The 17,843-nt window shown below is 64.4% G+C and carries 17 protein-coding genes and 1 pseudogene; 7 read left to right on the top strand and 11 right to left on the bottom strand.

The window, feature by feature from the left end:
- Nucleotides 1-188 precede the first annotated feature (188 nt).
- A complete protein-coding gene (locus ACXJLU_RS21655) occupies nt 189-890 on the bottom strand; it encodes a HisA/HisF-related TIM barrel protein (RefSeq protein WP_457334518.1) in 702 nt (233 codons plus the stop codon).
- A gap of 22 nt (nt 891-912) precedes the next feature.
- Between ACXJLU_RS21655 and ACXJLU_RS21660 the strand changes: the two genes are divergently transcribed.
- The 3 genes from ACXJLU_RS21660 to ACXJLU_RS21670 are packed head-to-tail and all read left to right on the top strand — an operon-like array spanning nt 913 to nt 3,570.
- Nucleotides 913-1,899, top strand: a complete 987-nt coding sequence (locus tag ACXJLU_RS21660; protein ID WP_457334520.1) for an ATP-grasp domain-containing protein — start codon at nt 913-915, stop codon at nt 1,897-1,899.
- Nucleotides 1,892-2,962, top strand: coding sequence for a hydantoinase/oxoprolinase family protein (locus tag ACXJLU_RS21665; protein WP_457334522.1), 1,071 nt, complete (start codon nt 1,892-1,894; stop codon nt 2,960-2,962). Before ACXJLU_RS21660 ends, ACXJLU_RS21665 begins: the two co-directional genes overlap by 8 nt.
- On the top strand, nt 2,962-3,570 hold the full coding sequence (locus ACXJLU_RS21670; RefSeq protein WP_457334524.1) for an amino acid kinase family protein: 609 nt from the start codon (nt 2,962-2,964) through the stop codon (nt 3,568-3,570). Before ACXJLU_RS21665 ends, ACXJLU_RS21670 begins: the two co-directional genes overlap by 1 nt.
- On the opposite strand, the gene ACXJLU_RS21675 is transcribed toward ACXJLU_RS21670, so the two are convergent.
- From ACXJLU_RS21675 to ACXJLU_RS21685, 3 genes are all read right to left on the bottom strand, one after another.
- Nucleotides 3,567-4,619, bottom strand: a complete 1,053-nt coding sequence (locus ACXJLU_RS21675) for a nucleotidyl transferase AbiEii/AbiGii toxin family protein (RefSeq protein ID WP_457334526.1) — start codon at nt 4,617-4,619, stop codon at nt 3,567-3,569. The two genes, ACXJLU_RS21670 and ACXJLU_RS21675, sit on opposite strands and share 4 nt — an antisense overlap.
- A complete protein-coding gene (locus ACXJLU_RS21680) occupies nt 4,567-5,334 on the bottom strand; it encodes a DUF6088 family protein (RefSeq protein WP_457334528.1) in 768 nt (255 codons plus the stop codon). Before ACXJLU_RS21680 ends, ACXJLU_RS21675 begins: the two co-directional genes overlap by 53 nt.
- Nucleotides 5,335-5,595: 261 nt before the next feature.
- Complete coding sequence (locus tag ACXJLU_RS21685; RefSeq protein ID WP_457334530.1) at nt 5,596-6,312, bottom strand: FadR/GntR family transcriptional regulator; 717 nt, start codon at nt 6,310-6,312, stop codon at nt 5,596-5,598.
- Between the two features lie 240 nt (nt 6,313-6,552).
- On the opposite strand from ACXJLU_RS21685, the gene ACXJLU_RS21690 reads away from it, so the two are divergent.
- A complete protein-coding gene (locus ACXJLU_RS21690) occupies nt 6,553-9,111 on the top strand; it encodes a glycosyl hydrolase family 28 protein (protein WP_457334532.1) in 2,559 nt (852 codons plus the stop codon).
- Nucleotides 9,112-9,135: 24 nt separating this feature from the next.
- Here the strand turns inward: ACXJLU_RS21690 and ACXJLU_RS21695 are convergent, their stop codons facing one another.
- Nucleotides 9,136-10,161 (bottom strand): tripartite tricarboxylate transporter substrate-binding protein, encoded by a 1,026-nt coding sequence (locus tag ACXJLU_RS21695; RefSeq protein ID WP_457334534.1) that lies wholly within the window; start codon nt 10,159-10,161, stop codon nt 9,136-9,138.
- A gap of 7 nt (nt 10,162-10,168) precedes the next feature.
- Nucleotides 10,169-11,032 (bottom strand): class I SAM-dependent methyltransferase, encoded by an 864-nt coding sequence (locus ACXJLU_RS21700; protein WP_457334536.1) that lies wholly within the window; start codon nt 11,030-11,032, stop codon nt 10,169-10,171.
- 64 nt (nt 11,033-11,096) lie between these two features.
- On the opposite strand from ACXJLU_RS21700, the gene ACXJLU_RS21705 reads away from it, so the two are divergent.
- Nucleotides 11,097-12,008 carry a LysR family transcriptional regulator gene (locus tag ACXJLU_RS21705; protein ID WP_457334538.1) on the top strand — a complete coding sequence of 304 codons (912 nt, stop codon included), beginning with the start codon at nt 11,097-11,099 and terminating at the stop codon, nt 12,006-12,008.
- Between the two features lie 623 nt (nt 12,009-12,631).
- On the opposite strand, the gene ACXJLU_RS21710 is transcribed toward ACXJLU_RS21705, so the two are convergent.
- The 3 genes from ACXJLU_RS21710 to ACXJLU_RS21720 form a co-directional block, all read right to left on the bottom strand.
- Nucleotides 12,632-12,997 (bottom strand): hypothetical protein, encoded by a 366-nt coding sequence (locus ACXJLU_RS21710; protein WP_457334540.1) that lies wholly within the window; start codon nt 12,995-12,997, stop codon nt 12,632-12,634.
- The gene (locus ACXJLU_RS21715; RefSeq protein WP_457334542.1) at nt 12,997-13,755 is read right to left on the bottom strand and encodes an RHS repeat-associated core domain-containing protein; all 759 of its coding nucleotides are present in this window, start codon (nt 13,753-13,755) and stop codon (nt 12,997-12,999) included. The genes ACXJLU_RS21710 and ACXJLU_RS21715 overlap by 1 nt, the downstream gene beginning before the upstream one ends.
- Nucleotides 13,756-13,983: 228 nt before the next feature.
- Nucleotides 13,984-14,217, bottom strand: a complete 234-nt coding sequence (locus tag ACXJLU_RS21720) for a CopG family transcriptional regulator (protein ID WP_457334544.1) — start codon at nt 14,215-14,217, stop codon at nt 13,984-13,986.
- Between the two features lie 227 nt (nt 14,218-14,444).
- On the opposite strand from ACXJLU_RS21720, the gene ACXJLU_RS21725 reads away from it, so the two are divergent.
- The gene (locus tag ACXJLU_RS21725; protein WP_457334546.1) at nt 14,445-15,629 is read left to right on the top strand and encodes a DUF4236 domain-containing protein; all 1,185 of its coding nucleotides are present in this window, start codon (nt 14,445-14,447) and stop codon (nt 15,627-15,629) included.
- A 934-nt stretch (nt 15,630-16,563) separates the two neighbouring features.
- Here ACXJLU_RS21725 and ACXJLU_RS21730 read toward each other — a convergent pair.
- Nucleotides 16,564-17,070 (bottom strand): hypothetical protein, encoded by a 507-nt coding sequence (locus tag ACXJLU_RS21730; protein ID WP_457334548.1) that lies wholly within the window; start codon nt 17,068-17,070, stop codon nt 16,564-16,566.
- 29 nt (nt 17,071-17,099) lie between these two features.
- Complete coding sequence (locus tag ACXJLU_RS21735) at nt 17,100-17,447, bottom strand: hypothetical protein (RefSeq protein WP_457334550.1); 348 nt, start codon at nt 17,445-17,447, stop codon at nt 17,100-17,102.
- Between the two features lie 154 nt (nt 17,448-17,601).
- Here ACXJLU_RS21735 and ACXJLU_RS21740 point away from each other — a divergent pair.
- A pseudogene (locus tag ACXJLU_RS21740) lies at nt 17,602-17,843 on the top strand (hypothetical protein); the annotation flags it as partial.

Consider the following 17,843-nt stretch of genomic DNA (forward strand, 5'->3'; position numbering starts at 1 on the left):
GCAAACCTCTGTCCGGCAGCTGCTGCGCCAGTCGGAAGCGAGACACTGTGTCGCGTTTCTGGCCGATCGAGGTGGCTGTGGCCGCCCGTGTGGCGCCCCTCGCGCTTGGCACGAAACGTGATGTGTCGTCTCGTCATGAACGCCACTGCTTCATTCGCAACAGCCGCGACGGTCCTTGACAAACCCCCTCAGGTCGACATCCGCGGCAGCTTTTGGTCGTGCAAGGCGCTGGCCACCAGCCAGGCTGACGCACCGGAGGCCCGCGCGAGCGCCAGGTCGGCCTCGCTGCCGATGCCGCCGGCGCCGATCAGCTGCGTGTACGGTGCGCGGGCGGCGACCTCGCGCAAGGTCTCCACGTCGGGCCCGTTGCCGGCACCGACGCGCTCCAGCGTCATCACGATGACGCGCGGCGGCCACAGCGCGGGCGACTCCCAGCAACCGGCGGCGTCGAGGCGCTCGCCGTCGCGGCGGTCGAGCGACAGGATGCCGCGGCCCGGCGGCGTGAAGCAGGCCTCGAGCGCCGCGCGCGAGCGCAGCGATTCGCTGCCGAACACCGGCACCAGGCGTTGCGCCACCGGCCCGAGCGCTGCACACAGGGCTCGGGCTTCCGACACGTCGGCGAAGCCGGCGTCCAGCCACAGCTCGAGGTCCGGCAGGGCTTCGAGCAGTTGCCGCACGACGGCGACGTGGCCCACCCCGCCTTGCAAGGCATCGAGGTCGGCGACGTACAGCTGCCGCGCCGCGCAGTGGTCGCACAGGATGCGCGCGACGGTGAGCGGATCGCTGCTCGCGCACAGCGCCGAGACGATCGGGCGGTAGTGCTGCCGGTCGCCCCGCAGTGCGCGCACCACCTGGCCTTGCAGCAGGTCGATCACGGGAATGACAGTCATGTCGAATGGATCGGGAGCATCGATGAAACGCGTGTTCGTGTACGAGTATCTCAGCGGCGGCGGGCTCATCCCGTCGGCCGGCGACGCATCGGTCAACGACGACGCGGCGGCCGCGGAATTGCTGCCGCTGGGCCTGTCGATGCGCGATGCGCTGGCGCAGGACCTGCTGCAGGTCGACGGCGTCTCGCTGTCGGTCGCCGCCAGCGCGCGCGCGCCGCGCGTGCCGGGCAATGCCGAGCCGGTGCGGCCGCGGGCCGGCGAAGCGGCCTTCGATTTCGTTGAGCGTCAGGCGGCCTTGCACGACGTGGCCTGGATCGTCGCGCCCGAGACCGGCGGCCTGCTGGCGCGCATGCAGCAGGTGATCGGGCCTGCGCGCTGGCTGGGCTGCTCGGCGGCCGCCATCGCGGTGGCATCGGGCAAGCGCGCCACGCTGCTGCGCCTGGCCGGGCAGGGGGTCGCCACGCCGCTCGCCTTCGAGCATGTGCCGGAGGTGGAGCGCTGGGTGGTGAAGCCGGATGACGGCGCGGGCGGTGTCGCGACCCGCGTGCACCGCTCGCAGGAAGACGCGCTGGCCGACTGGGACCGGCGCTCGACCGCCGGCAGCCCGATGGCGATCGAGCCGTGGGTGGAAGGCGAGCCGCTCAGCGTGTCGATGCTGTGCACCGCCGACCGCACCGAGCTGCTCAGCGTCAACCGGCAGCGCATCAGCGTCGACGGCGCGGGCGCGTTGTCGTTCGACGGGGTCGAGGTCAACGCAATCGCGGTCGACGGCGAGCGCGGGCCGGTGCTGTCGCGCCTCGCCAAGCAGGTGGCGAAGGCCATTCCCGGGCTGCGCGGCTTCGTCGGCATCGACCTGGTGTGGCACCCGCGCTGCGGGCCGGTGGTGATCGAGGTGAACCCGCGGGTCACCTGCGCGTACGTGGGCCTGTCGGCGTCGCTGGGCCGCAACCTCGCCGCCGAACTGCTGCGCGACCACGCCGTCGTCCGCGCGGAAGGCAGCGATGGCTGAGGCCACCGTCATCGGCTGGGACATCGGCGGCGCGCACGTCAAGGCCTGCCTGCTGCAGCAGGGCCGCGTGATCGACGTGGCGCAATGGGCCTGCCCGCTGTGGCAGGGCATCGAGCACCTGGAGCGCGCGCTGCAATCCGCCGGCGAACGCTGGCCCGCGGCCGCGCAGGCCCGGCACGCGGTGACGATGACGGGCGAGATGGTCGACCTGTTCGAGCACCGCGAAGAAGGCGTGCAGCGCATCGCGGCGCTGCTGTGCGATGCATGGCCGGGCGCGCCGGTGCAGTTCTTTGCCGGTGACCAGGGCTGGTGCGGCAGCGAGCGCGTGGCGGCCGAGTGGGAGCACATCGCATCGGCCAACTGGCTGGCGACCGCGCTGCATGCGGCGCGCGAACTGGGCGATGGGGTGCTGGTCGACATCGGCAGCACCACCACCGACATCATCGCGTTCAAGCACGGGCAGGTCGTCACGCGGGCGCGCAGCGACGTGCAGCGCCTGGCCACCGGCGAGCTCGTCTACCAGGGCGTGGTGCGCACGCCGCTGTGCGGGCTGGCGCGGCAGATTGCGTGGCGCGGCGAGCAGCTCAACGTGATGAACGAGTATTTCGCGACCGTGGCCGACGTGTACCGCCTGACCGGCGAGCTGAATCCGGCGCACGACCTGTACCCGAGCGCCGACAACGCGCCCAAGGACCTGCCGGCCACGCGCAAGCGGCTGGCGCGGATGATCGGCATGGACGCGCGCGATGCCTGCGATGGCGAGTGGCTGGTGTTCGCGCAGGACTGGCGCGCCGCGCAGGTGGACGAGCTGGGCACGCAGTTGCACCGCGTGATGGCGATGCACGGGCTGTCGGCCGATGCCGTCGTCGTGAGTGCGGGCTGCGGCGACTTCCTGGTGCCGGACGTGCTGGCCAGCGCGCACGGTGCCGCGTGTGCCTGCCGCTCGTATGGCGCCGACCTGGCCCGCATCGGCCCCGGCGCCGCACCCGGCGTGGCCGGCTGGGCGCAGGTGTGCGCGCCCAGCGTGGCGGTGGCGATGCTGCTCGACATGGAGCTGCGCTGATGTGGATCGTCAAGCTCGGCGGCAGCCTGTGCGCCGACCCGGTGTTGCCGCAGTGGCTCGATTTGCTGGCGCAACTGGGGGGAGGGCGGGTGACGCTGGTGTGCGGCGGCGGCACCTTTGCCGACGAGGTGCGGCGGCTGCAATCGCACTGGCAGTTCAACGACCTGGCCGCGCACAACATGGCGGTGCTGGCGATGGCGCAGACGGCCTACCAGCTGAACGCGCTGAACCCCGCGCTGCAGCTGGCCACCAGCCGCAGCGACATCCGCCGCGTGCTGCACCGGGGGCAGACGGCGCTGTGGCTGCCGTTCGAACTGCAGCGCGAGCACGCTGACGCGCACACCAGCTGGGAGGTCACCTCGGACAGCATTGCGCTGGACCTGGCGCGGCGGCTGAATGCGGAGCGGCTGGTGGTGGTGAAGTCGTGCCGGGTCGATGGGGCATCGAGCCTCGCGCAGCTGAGTGAGGACGGCATCGTTGATCAGCGCTTCGCGTCGCTCGCGGACGGGGCGGCGTTTCCGATCGAGATCATCCACAAGGATGATCTGGAGGGGATGCGGGCGTTGTTGTTTGGGGAGAATCCGGTGCTGGGGGCTCGGGGGTTCTAGGGTTCTGCGATGGCCTGGTTGGCGATCTGCTCGAACCGTTGCACGCTGGCAAGCACTGCATCGAGGGCGGGGACATCGCCGAAGACCATTCCGGCCATCGCGTCGTAGTCCCTGGCGAGGGCCTCTCGCATGACGACGCCGGGTGCCAACGTGAACGTCCCGCGCACCGCCGTATCGAGCCCAAGATCCGTGCTGCCGAAGAACAGTCGAGCGTGGTGTGCGCAGTCGATCGCCAGGGCATGGTCGGCCTGCCATTGCGATGCCGATCCGGCTTGCATCAACTGGTGCACATCGTAGTAGTGACGCGATATCCGTTGCCCGCCATGCCGCAGTTCTCCTCGTCGGTCATGCCACTGCCGCAGGCCGTGCAGGATCATCACCTTGTCCCAGAACGTGCGCTCGGGCTTCACCGTGGTGATGTTCGCGACCGACAGGTTCTGATCGGCAAGATCCTGCGTCACGTAGGGGGACACCGTCGCCGCGACATTCGGGTCCAGCGCGGACTTCGCTCCAGACTCGATCTTGACCGCGGAACGGATGTAGTCGCCGCGGGTTGCGGTGACGGCGGGGTACCAGAAGAGCAGCGTCTGGCCATCCGAGTCGTCGGGGTCGAGTTCGAGTTGGAAGCGGCCATCCGGAATGCTGGAGGCGCTGATGTCGGTGAACTGTTCTTTCAGAGGGCCGCCGATGTAGTCCTGGCACGCAGTTCGGATGGCGTCGAGCCGCGCACGGCGCTTCTTGCCGCTCAAGGCGTCCAGCTCGGCCACTTCTGCGGCATGACCGAGGTCGTTGCGGAAGACCGTGATGTCGATGTCTTCGGAGAAGCGGGTGATCAGCCGGAAGGCCTTCGAGAGCGATGTGCCGCCCTTGAACAGCAGTCGTGGTCCGCCGGTTGGCAGGCCGTTGAACAACGCGTCGAGGGTCCAGCAGACCCAGAAGTCTTTCTCGACGTTCTGGACCGCGGTACCCATGCGGGCCGCGGTGCCGAGAAACAGGTCACGTCGGTCGGAGTCGCTGGCGCCGATGACGGCTTTGAAGGCTGGGTTCAACGAGTGTTCTCCGCGTGCTTGCCTGTCTGCGACGTGCGACGGGCTTGCTTATGTCGTCTGGCAGCGGTGAATCGTTCCATGCCGCTTGCGGATCGCAGCCGGGCAGTTCGCGAACCAGGCTTTGCATCCATGCAGGCAGCACGCTGAAGCCGTCGAGCAGATCCTGGCCGATCGCGCTTCCGTGGGTCGGGTCTGCGAGCACCTTGGAGAGTCGGCCCAGGATGCGGTCGTGATCCGAACTCAGCGTGTCTTTCAACCAGTACAACGCCTGCACGACGCGCATGGCGGGGCGCCCGGCCCAGTAGAGGCGGCTGGGCGCCGTGTGCTTGAACTCGATGTTCAGCTTGTCGAGCTGGATGGCGCGCCGGCGAGCGTCGGTGTGGATGGTCACGCGGGCCGGCACGGCGTCGGTGAGGCCGAGGTCGTTGGCGGCGGTCATGCCATCCACCAGCAGGCGCAGATGGTCGCGGCGGGCGATGGCTTCCACCACGGCACGGTAGTCCGGCGAGGTGGGGCGCTTCGTCAGCTTGTTGAGCACCGGCCTGTCGTACAGGCCGCGGTCGATGCGGCGCAGTTCACCGGCCTGAACCATGCGCTGCAGTGCCTTGTCGACGGCGTCGCGGCTTCCGAGTTGGGCGAAGTCGGTCGGCACCCAGACCTGGCTGGGCCCGGTGGCGTCGACAAGCGCGGAGATGCGGGTTTTGAGATCGAACATGGGGTGGCGGTTTGTCCGATATTTGTAGGTGTTTTTCGGACAAATGGCAAGGCCTGCTCGTCCGAAAAATGTGTATTTATTTCGGACGAAATGTTGAGCTCGTGCAGCCGCCCGCGAGCCGCAACGGCATCCGCCGCGTGCTCCACAAGGGCCAGATGGCGCTGTGGCTGCCATTCGAACTGCAGCGAGAGCACGCCGATGCGCGCACTAACTGAGAGGTGACCGCAGACAGCATCGCGCTCGACCTGGTGCGGCGGCATCTCAAGGCAACAACGTCCTCTCGAAGATGCGCCGCTTGGCATTCAGTATGTGCACACGGGTCGCCTCGGCCGCCTCGGTCGGCGCTCGCCGCGCGATGGCCTCGAGAATCGCCAGGTGCTCAGTCTGGTTCATGTGCACGCGTTCGACGCTCTTCTTGTCGGTGACGCTGCGCGCCAGCTCCATGAACTGGCGGATCGGCGCAATGCTGGTCTCGACGGTGGCAACGAAGAACGGGTTGTGTGACGCACGCGCGATCGCCATGTGAAACTTGACGTCCTCGTCGATGCCGGACTTGCCGCTCTCCATGGCCAAACTCAGCGCGTCGAAACTGGCGCGGATGGCCGCCAAGTCGTCGGCATCGTGGAATTCGGCGGCGCCTGCTGCCGAACCGCCCTCGACGCAGCAGCGAAAAACGTAGTAGTGCTCGATATCGGCAAGGCTTTTGATGGGTGTCGCACTCGGCACCAACGAGCCCGGCTGACGCACGACACGGCTGCCGGAGCCGCGCCGCGAATCGATCAAGCCATCGGAGCGCAGGCGCGCCAGCGCTTCGCGAATGGTCGGGCGCGAAACGGCAAATTGGCTCGCCAGCTCACCTTCGGTTGGCAGTTTGCCGGTCGCCGAAAAGTCGCCCCGCAGGATCGCTTCGACGATGTGAGCATAGATGCGGTCCGGGAGCGAGCCGGCACCACTGATTTGCAGGATGGAGTCGCTCATCGAATTGCGGGTGTGGCGAACTGTGTCGCGCGGGCGTCGGCACTTGCAATGGGGGAGCGGCAATCCTAACAGGCCCGCAAATATGCCAGACAGCTTTGGTATTTTCCCTATATTTGTTTTACAAATTGGCGACGAATAATAAAGTTGTCAGACATGTTGTGCCGCCGCCCAAGGCAACACCCAGCGCTCGCATCACTCGGTGCAGGCCTCGTCCTCGCCCACATCGTTGCAAGGAATCCCATGCCACAGTTCACTGGTCAATGCCTGCTCGCCCTGATTGCGCTCAGCCTTGCGCTGACCGGTTGCGGTGGTGGTGGTGCGCGTTACGCCGACGATACGAACCTGCCGGAAGCGCCAGAACTGCCGCAAGGCAGCCAGGTCTGCGCCACGCTGCAAGCCAGCAATTCCCTGGTCAAGAATTCGGACGGTTCGCTTCCTGGCAGCGCGGACCCGACCCCGGCGACATTGGGTGGCGCCAGTACGGCGCTGAACAATCCCGATCAAGCCAGAATCCAGGCTGCGCTGGATGCTTGCGGTGTTGCCGTGGACGCCCAAGTCGGCGCCGTGATCGCGATAGCCGATAAATTGGCGGCCAGCCTGCAAACTGCTGCGAACCAGCCGCTGGTCAACATCGCCGGCGCTTCCGGCGAGGCACTTTCCGCGCTCAAACCGAAGCGTTTCGCGGTGCGACTGGTCAAGAACGGCAGTGGTGCGGGCAACGCCTTTCTCTCCGGTCCGCTGGTGTTGCCCTCGGGCGTGACGCTTTGGGTTGATGACGGCGTCACGCTGTTTGCCAGCCGCGACGTGGTGTTGTATGACAAGTCTGCGCAGGATCGCCCCAACCCCATTACCTGCGGCGCCGCCATCAACAATCCGGCCGGCTTGCCGGCACCCGCTGGCACGGTGAACGCGGGAGACGCTACGCTTGCTGGCGTCAGTGGCATGCAAAACTGCTACGCATTCATTCGCGGCAGCTACACCGTCAATGCAGCGATCGTCGGCACGGGCTCGATTGACTCGCRCGGCTACATGCCCTTGATCAGTTCATCGCCTCTGTATCCGCTCATTCGCTGGGCCACCGGGACGACGGAGAGCTTCACCTATTCCGGCAGCAACATCACCGGCGTGGTCACACCGAAGTTCAGCTGCACCAACACGATTGCCGCGTACCGCAGCGGCCAACTCGCGCCCGAAGGCACCGCGTGCGACGTCGTCACTGCCATGGGCAAGACCATCGTCACGACGCCGGCCATCGCCTACGTGGTGAACCGGCAAGCCAGCAGCGTCCCGAATGGCGTGACGGTGACAAGCCCGGGCTGCACCAGTGCAACACCGGCTTGCGCACGCTGGGTGACATCCAACTGGTGGGACATTTCTTACCACGGCAACAAGGACATCGGCGGTGGCCCCTACAGTTTCCAGGGCAACCCCGGCATGGTCTGGATGCAGCATTCGAAGAACCTGACGCTCTACCAGATCACGCTGCGCAACAGCACGTTCTTCACGTTCGAGGCGGACGGCGTGGATGGCCTGACGGTGTGGGGCATCAAGATCAAAACCCCATTGCTGCCAGATGCGGCGAATCAAGCCGGCGTCGGCATGAACAACGACGCCTTTGATGGTGTCAGCGGTTCCTACACCAAGCTCTACACAGGCGCCACCATCGACGCCAGTTCGACGGGTGTGAAGAACACCGATGGCGTCGACCCCAGCGTGGCCAGCGGCCCGGCGTTCGCCAAGCTCCAGACTGGCAGCAGCACGTCGTCCAGCGGCTCCGTCCACTTCGACGGCTATGTGAAGAACGTGGCCATCGTCTACAACTACCTCAGCCCGTCCGATGACAACGTCGCCTTCAAAGGGGGGCTGGCCGACCCGCGGCCTCAAGCCGCGCAAGGCGCTGCGAGCGGTGCCAGCAAGCTGTGGGGCATTGATGGCGATCGCGATGTTTCTTCCAACCGGACCTTTGGCATCGTGGTCGCCCACAACCACAACTACACCGGTCACGGTCTGTCCATCGGGAGCCCGACCAACGCCGGTGTTCGCAACATTCACATTTACGACAACTATTTCGATGGCGGCTACGACGGCAACAACGCGGCCACCGACATGGGTCTCGTTGGCCTGCGCATCAAGAGCGGGCAAGCACGCGGTGGGGATGTCAGCAACATCTACTACGACGGCGCTTGCATGCGCGGGATCAAGGACTTTCTGATCTTCGAGCAGTACTACACAAGTCCTGCGGCGGATCCCTACCCGGGTCTGGGTTGGCTGGTTCCCAATTTCCATGACATCGTCATGAGCAACGTCCGGATGATGAACATCCCCAGCAACAAGTCAGCAGGATTGGTCGGTGCCGGCAATGTCACCTTCCGTGGCTTGCACGCCGACACGGCGTATGCCAATACGCAGAGCATCATTCAAATGACGCTGGACAATGTGGTCGTCGACAGCGACGTGAAAATCAGCATCGCGAACCTGAGCAAGGGCGTATTGAATCTGGGTGCCCTCGACGGCTCGACACAATCCAAGGCTGCCAATGCCAATCTGACACTGGGCGCCAATGTCAGTCTGCTCGGGCGATCCTTTGCCCATGGCACGGGTGGCATTCTGACCAATACCACGAGCGGTGCCGGCGCATACACCGCGCCCGTCAATACCTTGAACCTCACCGTGACTGGCAGTGACGACGCAGGGGCGCTGACCGATCCGAATCCTGCAGCGACCATCGTTGCGCAGAATCCGAAGCTGTCTCTGTGCGACAACCCTGCATCCTGGCCCGCGTTTCCCGACGTCAAATAGTCATCAGCTTCACCGCGGCGGCCGCTAGTCGGCGCGAATGCCGTAGGCGCGAAGAATCGGCTGCCATAGCCGTTGCTCGGTCGCGATGCGGGCCGCAAGCGACGGCGGTGAACTGGATACCGGCGTCATTCCTGCCTGTGCAAACGCCGCCAGCACGGCGGGGCCGGCAATCGCCTCTTGCAGCGCAGCCGACAGGCGCGCGATGGTGTCCTTCGGCGTTCCGCCCGGCGCGAAGAAGGCAAACCATTCCTTGACCACGAGCTGCGGATGCCCTTGTTCGACGAACGAAGGCACCTCCGGCAGGTACGCGCTGCGAGCGGCGCCCGAGGTCGCGAGCACCCGGATGCGTTGGCCGGCATGGTGCTGGCGCAGCAGGCCTTCGGGCAGGACCAGCGCGGCGATCTGCCCGCCGAGCAGCTGGGTCAGCGCCGGCGGTCCGCCCGGGTAGGCGATGTGCTGCCAGGTGCACCCTGTCTCGTGGAACAGCATGGCCTCCAGCAGATGCGGCAGCGTGCCGGTTCCGGGTGAGCCGATGTTCGCCTCCGCCGGGTGTGCCTGCATCCATGCGATGAAGTCCGCGAGCGTCGTCACTTCCGCGGGAACCGCCGGGCCCACCGCGAGGCCAAGCGACATCTCGCCGGCCAGCGACACGGGCTGCAGGTCCACGGCCGCGTCGTAGCCGAGCCTGCTGTAGAGAAACGGGTACACGGTGGCGATCGCGCCCTGCGCCAGCAACAGCGTCGAGCCGTCTGCCGCCGCGTTCTTCAAGGCGCCGACGCTGAGCTGGCCCGCAGCACCGGGGCGGTTGTCGACCAGCGCACGCAGGCCGAGCGTGGCGGGCAACTGGTCACCGATGGCGCGTGCCACCAGGTCGGGGATGCTGCCGGCCGGTCCGCTGCACAGGATGCGCAGGCTTCCGTCGCGCGCCGCATGCACCCGGCGCCCGAGCGACAGCGCGGCCAGCGCGGCGACGGTCGTCAGGCCTGCACGCAGCATCCGGCGGCGCTGCGCCCCGAGGTCTGCATGCGCGAGAGGGTTGAAGTCAGTCATGGGGTCCTCAAGGCCGGCGCGCCGCCGTGATCAGCAGTTCGTTGGGGCCTTCCCAGCCCGTGGGCGTGTCGAAGGCCCGCAGTTGCTCCCGGATGTCGTCCCATGCGGCCTGGGCACGGGCCGGGCCCAGCCCCGCGAGGATCTGGAGGATCGGGCTCGCCGAGCTGCGCACGAACGCCAGGTAGTCGTCGACCGAAGGCATGCGGAACACCGCATCCATCGCGGTGGTCGCGACATCGCGAAACCCGGCTTCCACGAAGAGCGCGTCGATGCGGCGGGGCGCCCCCAGGCTGAACAGGCTGCCGGGTGCGCAGGGGTCGCGCGCGGGCAGCCCGGCATGCCTGCATGCCGTGCCCACGAGGATCGCGACGCAGGGGTTTCGTTCGGGGGCCGAAAACACCACGGTGCCCACGCCACCGCCGGGCCGCAGTGCGCGGTGCATTTCGCGCAGGCCCTGCAGCGGGTCGAGAAACAACATCAGCCCGAGCCGGCAGACGACCGCGTCGAAAGAGGCCGCCTCCACCTGCAGGTCCTCGCCGTCGGCCACGCGACAGTGCACCTGCGTGAAGCCGGCACGTCGTGCGCGGTCTTCGGCGAGCGCCACGATCGCCGGCGACAGATCGGTGGCCACCACGGCGCCGGCAGGCCCGACGCGCTCCGCGATGTCGAGCGTCTGGTCGCCGGCCCCGGCGGCCACGTCGAGCACGCGCGCACCGCGCTTCACGCCGGCCATCGCGATCATCGCGTCGGTCGAACGGCGCAACCAGGCGCGGATCTGTGGCGAATGCGCATCCCAGCCCGGCGCCGCCGCGTCCCACTGCGCTCGCACCACGGCCTTGGCGGCCTGGCTTCCTGTTTCGGATGAGTTCATGCCGTCCAGCGTACGAGTCGGGACGCGTCGACGTAAGCCGCAAAGCTGCAGAATGGGAGCCGCAATGGCGCATACCCCTCAAGACTTCGACTGGGACGACCTGAAGCATCTGCTGGCCGTGGCGCAGCACGGCAGCACGCTCGCGGCGGGCCGCGCGCTCGGCCTGGACCAGTCGACGGTGCAGCGGCGGCTGGCCGAACTGGAACGCCGCTTCGGCCAGGCCCTGGTGCAGCGGCAGCCCAGCGGCTACCGCCTGACCGAGTTCGGGCAAGCCTTGCTGCCGCATGCCCAGCGTGTCGAGGACGCGGTGACCGCGCTCAAGCAACACCTGGTGATCGCTGCCGCCGACGTGGCGGGTGTCATCCGCGTGACCTGCCCGGAGCCCATCGTCTACCGGATCACCCAGTCGACGCTGCTGCAGCGGTTCAGCGAGCGTCATCCTGCGCTGCAGGTGCACTTCGTGATGAGCGACAAATACATCGACCTGGCCAAGGGCGAAGCCGACGTGGCGCTTCGCTCGGGCGACACCGACGATGGCGGGCTCGTCGGGCGAAAGATCGGCGATTCGGTGTGGGCGGTCTACGCCAGCACGAGCTACATCGAACGCCACGGGCGCCCGCAGCGCGTTGAAGACCTGGCCCAGCATGCCTTGGTCGGGTTCGACGACACGATGGCCAAGCACCGCATCGCGGGCTGGTTGCGCAAGATCGCGCCAGACGCCGTGCTCGTCGCACGCAACAACAGCGTGCTGGGCCTGGTCTATTCCGCCAAGGCGGGGATCGGCGTGGCGCCGTTGCCGATCGCCCTGGGCGATGCAGAACCCGATCTCGTGCGGGTGATCGAGCCGGTCGCCGAACTCACGCGCAACTGGCGCATGCTGACGACCCCGGAGTTGCGCCACACGCCGCGCGTTGCCGCGTTCTTCGATTTCATCGTGAGCGAGATCGATACGCTTCGCCCGATCATCACGGGCTAGATCCGGATGAGTTCGAGCGCCTTCTTCCCGCCAGGCACGACTTCTGTCGCCAGCTTCTGGTCCATCGTGGCGAGACGCCCGCCGTGAGCGCGTTTCCGATCGAGATCATCCACAAGGATGATCTGGAGGGGATGCGGGCGTTGTTGTATGAGGAGAATCCGGTGCTGGGGGCTCGGGGGTTTTAGTTATCCGGCGTTGCGGTGGAACCGGAAGACGAACGGGGCGCGCTGTTCAGCCTTTTCATACTGCGCTTGACCACCATCGCCAAGCATCCGAGCAATGCACCCAAGACGCATAAGTAGGCGAACATGACAAGTTGGAAAGCGTCGCGGGGGAAATGGAGGGTGCGCTCCGCAATGACTGTACTGATGGGAAACGAAAGAGCCCCGAACACCGCCCCAATCGCTCCACCAACGTAGATTCTTGGGTGTACCTCAAGATCGAGTCCCATGAGGTTCGAGAGGGCCGGGAATGCGATTCCGCCAACAACCCCGAGTAGCACACTGGAATAGATGAATCCGGCCATTCCGTGTGGGCTCATTGCTCCCACGAAGAACCCACTTGCCGTAGCCAGGCCGACCCACATCAAGAATGCCGTGAGAGTCACTGAAATATTTCTCATGCTACTCGTAAGTGATCTTGATCCCCGCCCAATCATCCCTTTTCAAGAAGACATTCTTTCCCGATGGCGGCGCCTTGATCTTCAGATTTCTGCCGCTCCATTCGACGGTAACATTCGCCTCACCCTGCAAGACATAAACTTTCTCCCCCCACTTTCCATCCGTGCCTTTGGCACCTGCCGATTTTTTCAGGAAAACAATGTTCGAAAATGCCGTCGTGGCTCCGCAGTCGCGCCGAATCGTGTTCGCGACAAGATTCCCATCCGCAGATGTAGTCGCGCTCACCAACGTATCCGAGCAATCGCTGTCATCGAAGATCGGCGAGCAGGCTGTCAAGATTGAAAAAAGCATTGCCAGAAGGGCGCGCATCATCGATATCCCATGCATTGGCAAAAATTCATACCGCCATTGATTTGATCTTGGTCATCTGGGTCATCTCCGTATGGTGGCACACCGCCGTAGATATTGAGCATGATGCTCGGTGGGACTCCCCATTCAGGACGTGATGTCCCGGCAGCTCGTTGTGCTCTCCCTGCTTCTTGCAGAAGAGTCTGACGAGGAAAGCCAAACGCTCTGCCCGTGGCACCATAGTTGAAGTTGCCGAAGTCTTGATATACAGCCCCTCGCTGCTTGTAGTCCCATGGGCCTTTGTTCTTTACCATGTTCCTGAACCAGACAGGATTGATATTTCCCTTTGCGAGGGTCATGTTCTTCACTATATCGATACCGGGCGGGGATGGCGGGACAAGTCCACACCGTGTCTGCGTCATTTGTGACATGTAGTACCCGTCCAGTGGAAGCGGCCCCAAGAAGCTATCGGGGTACATCTTGAGTCCGTCTGGATCAATAAAACCCAGTGGGTTCCCGTCTGCGTAGGTGTATGTGTTAATTCCCCCAGTCAAGCCGATTGGATCGCTCTGCGTGTAATGCCCCACTTCAGGTCCGTAGTAGCGCGCGTAGTTGTTCCCAAGCTCAATCTCTGCATCCGCGTACTGCCCCGGCGATTCTGGCGGTGGTGGCACGCCTTGGGCTCGAGAGTGGAGGTGGATGAGTGCAGCACCAAGCAGGGCTGCAATCGAAATGGAATGCGCTTTTCCGCGCCGACGCGCGTGCGTAGTGCTTTGCATGGATTCTTCCCTGAGTCTGTTCGTCAATGGCTGTGCAACTAGGCGCGCAGCCTCGCTGACTTCTCATCGCAAAGGGAGCGTACAAATGACCAGGGGTAAAGCCTTTGCAGATACCGTCATCTGCCAAAGAGATCGCCTGCGCGCTTGGAACTTGACAGAGGCGGATTCAGGAGCTGTGTGGCGGCCCTGATCGCGCGAGGATCGCAACTGAGCTCAAGTGATCGAAGGTCACGGCCGTTCGTCGCGCAACTGGTTGACGAGTTCCGGAGTGACTGTGGCCGCTCCACGGTGGCTCGGCAGCAGCGGCACGCCATTTCGTTCCACTCGTGCTGCGGGCGCTGCTTGCGCCAAGCCTTGCCGCGCGAGCGCGGAGATGACCGCTCCAACGGTTTTGCGATCTCGCTTTGCGAGCTGCTTTGCGGTAGCCAGGATGTCGTCGTCGATGGAAAGCGTCGCTCGCATGATTCGAGTTCATCCTCTTCAACTTGCGCGCGTAGCGAAACACTCTGAAGCCGCTCCGGAGTCTGGCGCTTCAGTATCGCTGCCAGGGTACAAGACCCGTCTCAGGGAGCTGCTGCGCGAGCAGCCAAACGGGGGAGTAATTGGAAGATCACCTTGGATGTCCGATGGGAGTTCGCCGACAATCACTTACCCAGGGTAGTGGTCGTCAACAGTGAGGAGGACAAAGGGTGGCGCTGCGATTTCGCAAATCCATCAAGCTCGCACCGGGCGTCCGATGGAACTTGAGTGGGACCGGGTCGAGTTGGACGTTTGGTCCAAGGGGGGCTTCTGTTGGCGTTGGCAAGCGAGGCACCTTCCTCAACACGGGCATTCCGAGCACTGGGCTGTCCTCGCGAGGAAAGCTATCCGGGGGCTCGGAAACAAAGTCGCGACAGTCGAGTGGCGCGACGACCTCGGTCTCAATGACCTGCGGCATCCGCGATGACGGCACGTTGTACTTCCAGGACCCTTCAGGCGCCGCGATGCCGGAGCATCTGGTCGAGGTGGCGAAGAAGCAGAACAAGGAAGCTATCCTCGGCCTCATCCAGCGCAAGTGCGATGAGATTAACGAGCAAGTTGAATTGCTCGGCCGGCTGCACTACGACACACCAGATCCGCGCATCAAGCCAAAGTTCGTGCCTCGCGCGTATGGAGAAGCTGAGCCCACCGTGCCACGGCCGCGAAAGCTCGGGATACTCGACAAGCTTTTTAGCAGTCGCCGGCTCCGCGTCGAAGCTGCCAACAATGCCGACGTAGAAAACTATCGTGATGCCGCGTCGAAGTGGCAGCGAGCGAACGCCGAGTTCGCCGCTCAGATGGCAGGGCGCAAGTCACTGGTCGAAACTCTCATCTATCAAGATGTTGGGGCGATGGAGTCGTTTCTGGAGGAAAGCCTTCAAGACATCACGTGGCCGCGCGAGACCCAGGTCGCCTTGGACATCCAGGATGACGGCGAGCGGGTCATGCTTGACGTGGATCTCCCTGAACTCGAAGACATGCCGACAAAGCTCGCAGCAGTCCCGGCGCGGGGCCTCAAGTTGTCGGTTAAGGACTTGACTGCAACCAAGGTCCAACGCCTCTACGCGGAACACGTGCACGGCATCCTGTTTCGGCTCATTGGCGAAGTGTTCGCGGCCCTTCCGAAGGCCCAAACCGTGGTCGCATCCGGCTATTCACAGCGACGTGACCCCGCCACCGCGCAGCTACGTGACGACTACCTGCTCTCGGTGCGAGTGCAGCGCTCGAACTGGGAAGCCAACGACTTCGCTCACCTTGCAGCGATCGACGTCATCGAGGCGTTGGCTCGCTACGATTTGCGTCGAGAGATGCTGAAGTCTGGTTTGCTCAAAGCTATCACGCCTCACAGTTCATGAATGCTTCGCTGCAGGGCGTGGGTTCACTTCGGTTCGTCCTGTTCTTGTGTCCGTCACAGCAAAGCATCCGATCGCGGGCGACTGGCGCTGGTCGAGTGGCGGCATTCGGTCGTGCCGCGCGGCCGGCGGCAATCGCTGCATAGCCGTTGTCCGCTTCAGACTGGTTGCGGTCGGTCGGGTCCGCCCGCCGAACGACAGCTCTCACCAGAAGGAGCCGTTCATCGCGAATCGTTTTGCAGCTGCTCAGTCATGGGCCTGGCGGACGGTGCCGCGACGGCAGTGCTGACCTGCTCGAATGGCTGCTGTCGCGAACCGCGAAGCGGAGCTATCGACCCTCTACGGAAATTCGCGCCGTCAAACTTGGCGCCCGCAAGCAGACATTCGCTACCCCAGCGTGGAGGTATCCTTCGACGCACCAGAGCCGCTACCCCTTGTCTTCTGAACGAGCATGATCGCGTATCACCCTCCGAAATCTGTTTCTCATGGTCAGGGGCCAAGGGCAAGACTTCCTCGAAGGGCTTGGGAATCAGTGCGATCCTTCCTTGATGAGCAGACGATCTCGGAGCTTGGGTCGCCGCTCAGACTGACGCTCTGGGGATCGAGCCAGTGGACCGATGCGGCGGTAGTTGAGGCGACCCGAACCCAAGCTGTCGAGGCCTTTGGGCCAGTGACAAGCATTTCTGGYGGGTTTCATAACTGGGAACTACAGACGGATCGACTGGCGGATGCGGTTGAGTTCGCCCTCGCGGACGAGCAGCGGCCCAAGCAATCGCTGGGGCCGGTCAGCTTGTACGTGTCGTATTCGTTTGAGTGGAAATCGATGCCAAATCCCGCGCACGGTGAGTCCAGAACMCACTTCGAACGCGGAAGCAGACTTGGGGTGTCGATTGGCGGTCGCAAGGTGTTTCTTCAACCGACCTTCTTGTTCGGCGCATCAGATACCGATCCGGCTTTTGTCTCGCGACTTCGAAGCTTGGAGGCCAAGATGCCGTTCGTTCCGAAGCCCACTCACTACTACCGAGTAGAAGCAAAGAAGACCGGACCTGGCGAAAGGATGGTCAAGCTGAAGAGCGACTGGCTGAACGCCAGCTAGATTGGTGCCCAAGTGCGCCGCAGCAATCGACGCCTGAACTTCGTCTGATGTCCTGCCGATCCGCAGCCGACGTTCGCTGAGAAGGCGAAGGCTGACAACCCACCATTCGAGTCTCTTGCCGTTGCGGCAGTGCTGCACCTCAATGGATTGAATGGCTTCGAAACTGGCAACTGTTCGCCCAGCTGCAGAGACAAGACGGCTGATCTTGTCGGCAATCACATGACGGGTATTCACGCTCAGGACGAGGCGATCCTGCTTGTCCTCGACGATTTCGATCCAAGAGTAGGTCGCGAAGAACTGCCCGAGCGCCGAGATGAGCGCTTGCCAGATCTGCTTGAGGGCACTCATTCGCGGATTCTCCAACTGGGTCTCCACGCTCACGATCCCGTGAGCGCGACGAAAGCATATATGGAGCTGACGCGACCGTCCTTGTGCTGCACGTCCACGAGCCACGACTTGGCTACGAGCCAACCTTCGGTCCGCGAACACAAGAGGCTGATGCGGGCCGTCTTCGCTTCCGCGTCGTAGCTCTCGAAAGGGGCACATTTCAAGCCGAGCGCCTCGAGGCTCGACTTGCCCACGTCGAGTTGCGTGCCAATAGGTATGCGAACTTCGACCAAGGCGCGGAAGCCCTCGGTGTCTGCCGGCAAGCCCTCAGCCGAAGCAACGTCGGCGGACTGCAGCCCCAGCGCCAGCATGCCAATTGCGCCCCAGAGCCATCGCATGATTTGTTCCGTTCGCCGCGAAGCAGGCATTCTCCGCCGACCGCTGCGAAGCCGTACTCCTCTCCAGAACCGGGCCTCCAGGCAAAATCCAGCTCAGGGGCGAGCCTGACGTCAGGCCTGCCGGAAGCCCACCTTGAAGAATGGAGCAGTATCAATGGCACTGACGAAGAAAGGCGAATACTGGTACGGGACGACGTCCGGCGACACCCAAGCCGAGCTGCGCAGCTACAGCGTTGCGAATCGCCATGAAGCCGTCCGGTTTGCTGCGTCCAAATGCGATTGCGGGTGCCGGGCCTTCGCGCTGCGGACCGATGAAGAAGCCGGCGTCGCAATCCGCACCTGCACCGACTGCGGGCAGGAGCACCCGATGGGCGACAGCGTGGACTACATGGAAGG

Source organism: Rhizobacter sp. P5_C2 (assembly GCF_054049715.1).

What these genes read in the sequence shown, in the direction of transcription:
- ACXJLU_RS21715 (WP_457334542.1), bottom strand. Translation starts at nt 13,755, where the DNA reads ATGCAAAGCACTACGCACGCGCGTCGGCGCGGAAAAGCGCATTCCATT.
- ACXJLU_RS21710 (WP_457334540.1), bottom strand. Translation starts at nt 12,997, where the DNA reads ATGCGCGCCCTTCTGGCAATGCTTTTTTCAATCTTGACAGCCTGCTCG.
- ACXJLU_RS21670 (WP_457334524.1), top strand. Translation starts at nt 2,962, where the DNA reads ATGTGGATCGTCAAGCTCGGCGGCAGCCTGTGCGCCGACCCGGTGTTG.
- ACXJLU_RS21735 (WP_457334550.1), bottom strand. Translation starts at nt 17,447, where the DNA reads ATGCGATGGCTCTGGGGCGCAATTGGCATGCTGGCGCTGGGGCTGCAG.
- ACXJLU_RS21685 (WP_457334530.1), bottom strand. Translation starts at nt 6,312, where the DNA reads ATGAGCGACTCCATCCTGCAAATCAGTGGTGCCGGCTCGCTCCCGGAC.
- ACXJLU_RS21660 (WP_457334520.1), top strand. Translation starts at nt 913, where the DNA reads ATGAAACGCGTGTTCGTGTACGAGTATCTCAGCGGCGGCGGGCTCATC.
- ACXJLU_RS21680 (WP_457334528.1), bottom strand. Translation starts at nt 5,334, where the DNA reads ATGTTCGATCTCAAAACCCGCATCTCCGCGCTTGTCGACGCCACCGGG.
- ACXJLU_RS21700 (WP_457334536.1), bottom strand. Translation starts at nt 11,032, where the DNA reads ATGAACTCATCCGAAACAGGAAGCCAGGCCGCCAAGGCCGTGGTGCGA.
- ACXJLU_RS21655 (WP_457334518.1), bottom strand. Translation starts at nt 890, where the DNA reads ATGACTGTCATTCCCGTGATCGACCTGCTGCAAGGCCAGGTGGTGCGC.
- ACXJLU_RS21695 (WP_457334534.1), bottom strand. Translation starts at nt 10,161, where the DNA reads ATGACTGACTTCAACCCTCTCGCGCATGCAGACCTCGGGGCGCAGCGC.
- ACXJLU_RS21665 (WP_457334522.1), top strand. Translation starts at nt 1,892, where the DNA reads ATGGCTGAGGCCACCGTCATCGGCTGGGACATCGGCGGCGCGCACGTC.
- ACXJLU_RS21720 (WP_457334544.1), bottom strand. Translation starts at nt 14,217, where the DNA reads ATGCGAGCGACGCTTTCCATCGACGACGACATCCTGGCTACCGCAAAG.
- ACXJLU_RS21730 (WP_457334548.1), bottom strand. Translation starts at nt 17,070, where the DNA reads ATGAGTGCCCTCAAGCAGATCTGGCAAGCGCTCATCTCGGCGCTCGGG.
- ACXJLU_RS21705 (WP_457334538.1), top strand. Translation starts at nt 11,097, where the DNA reads ATGGCGCATACCCCTCAAGACTTCGACTGGGACGACCTGAAGCATCTG.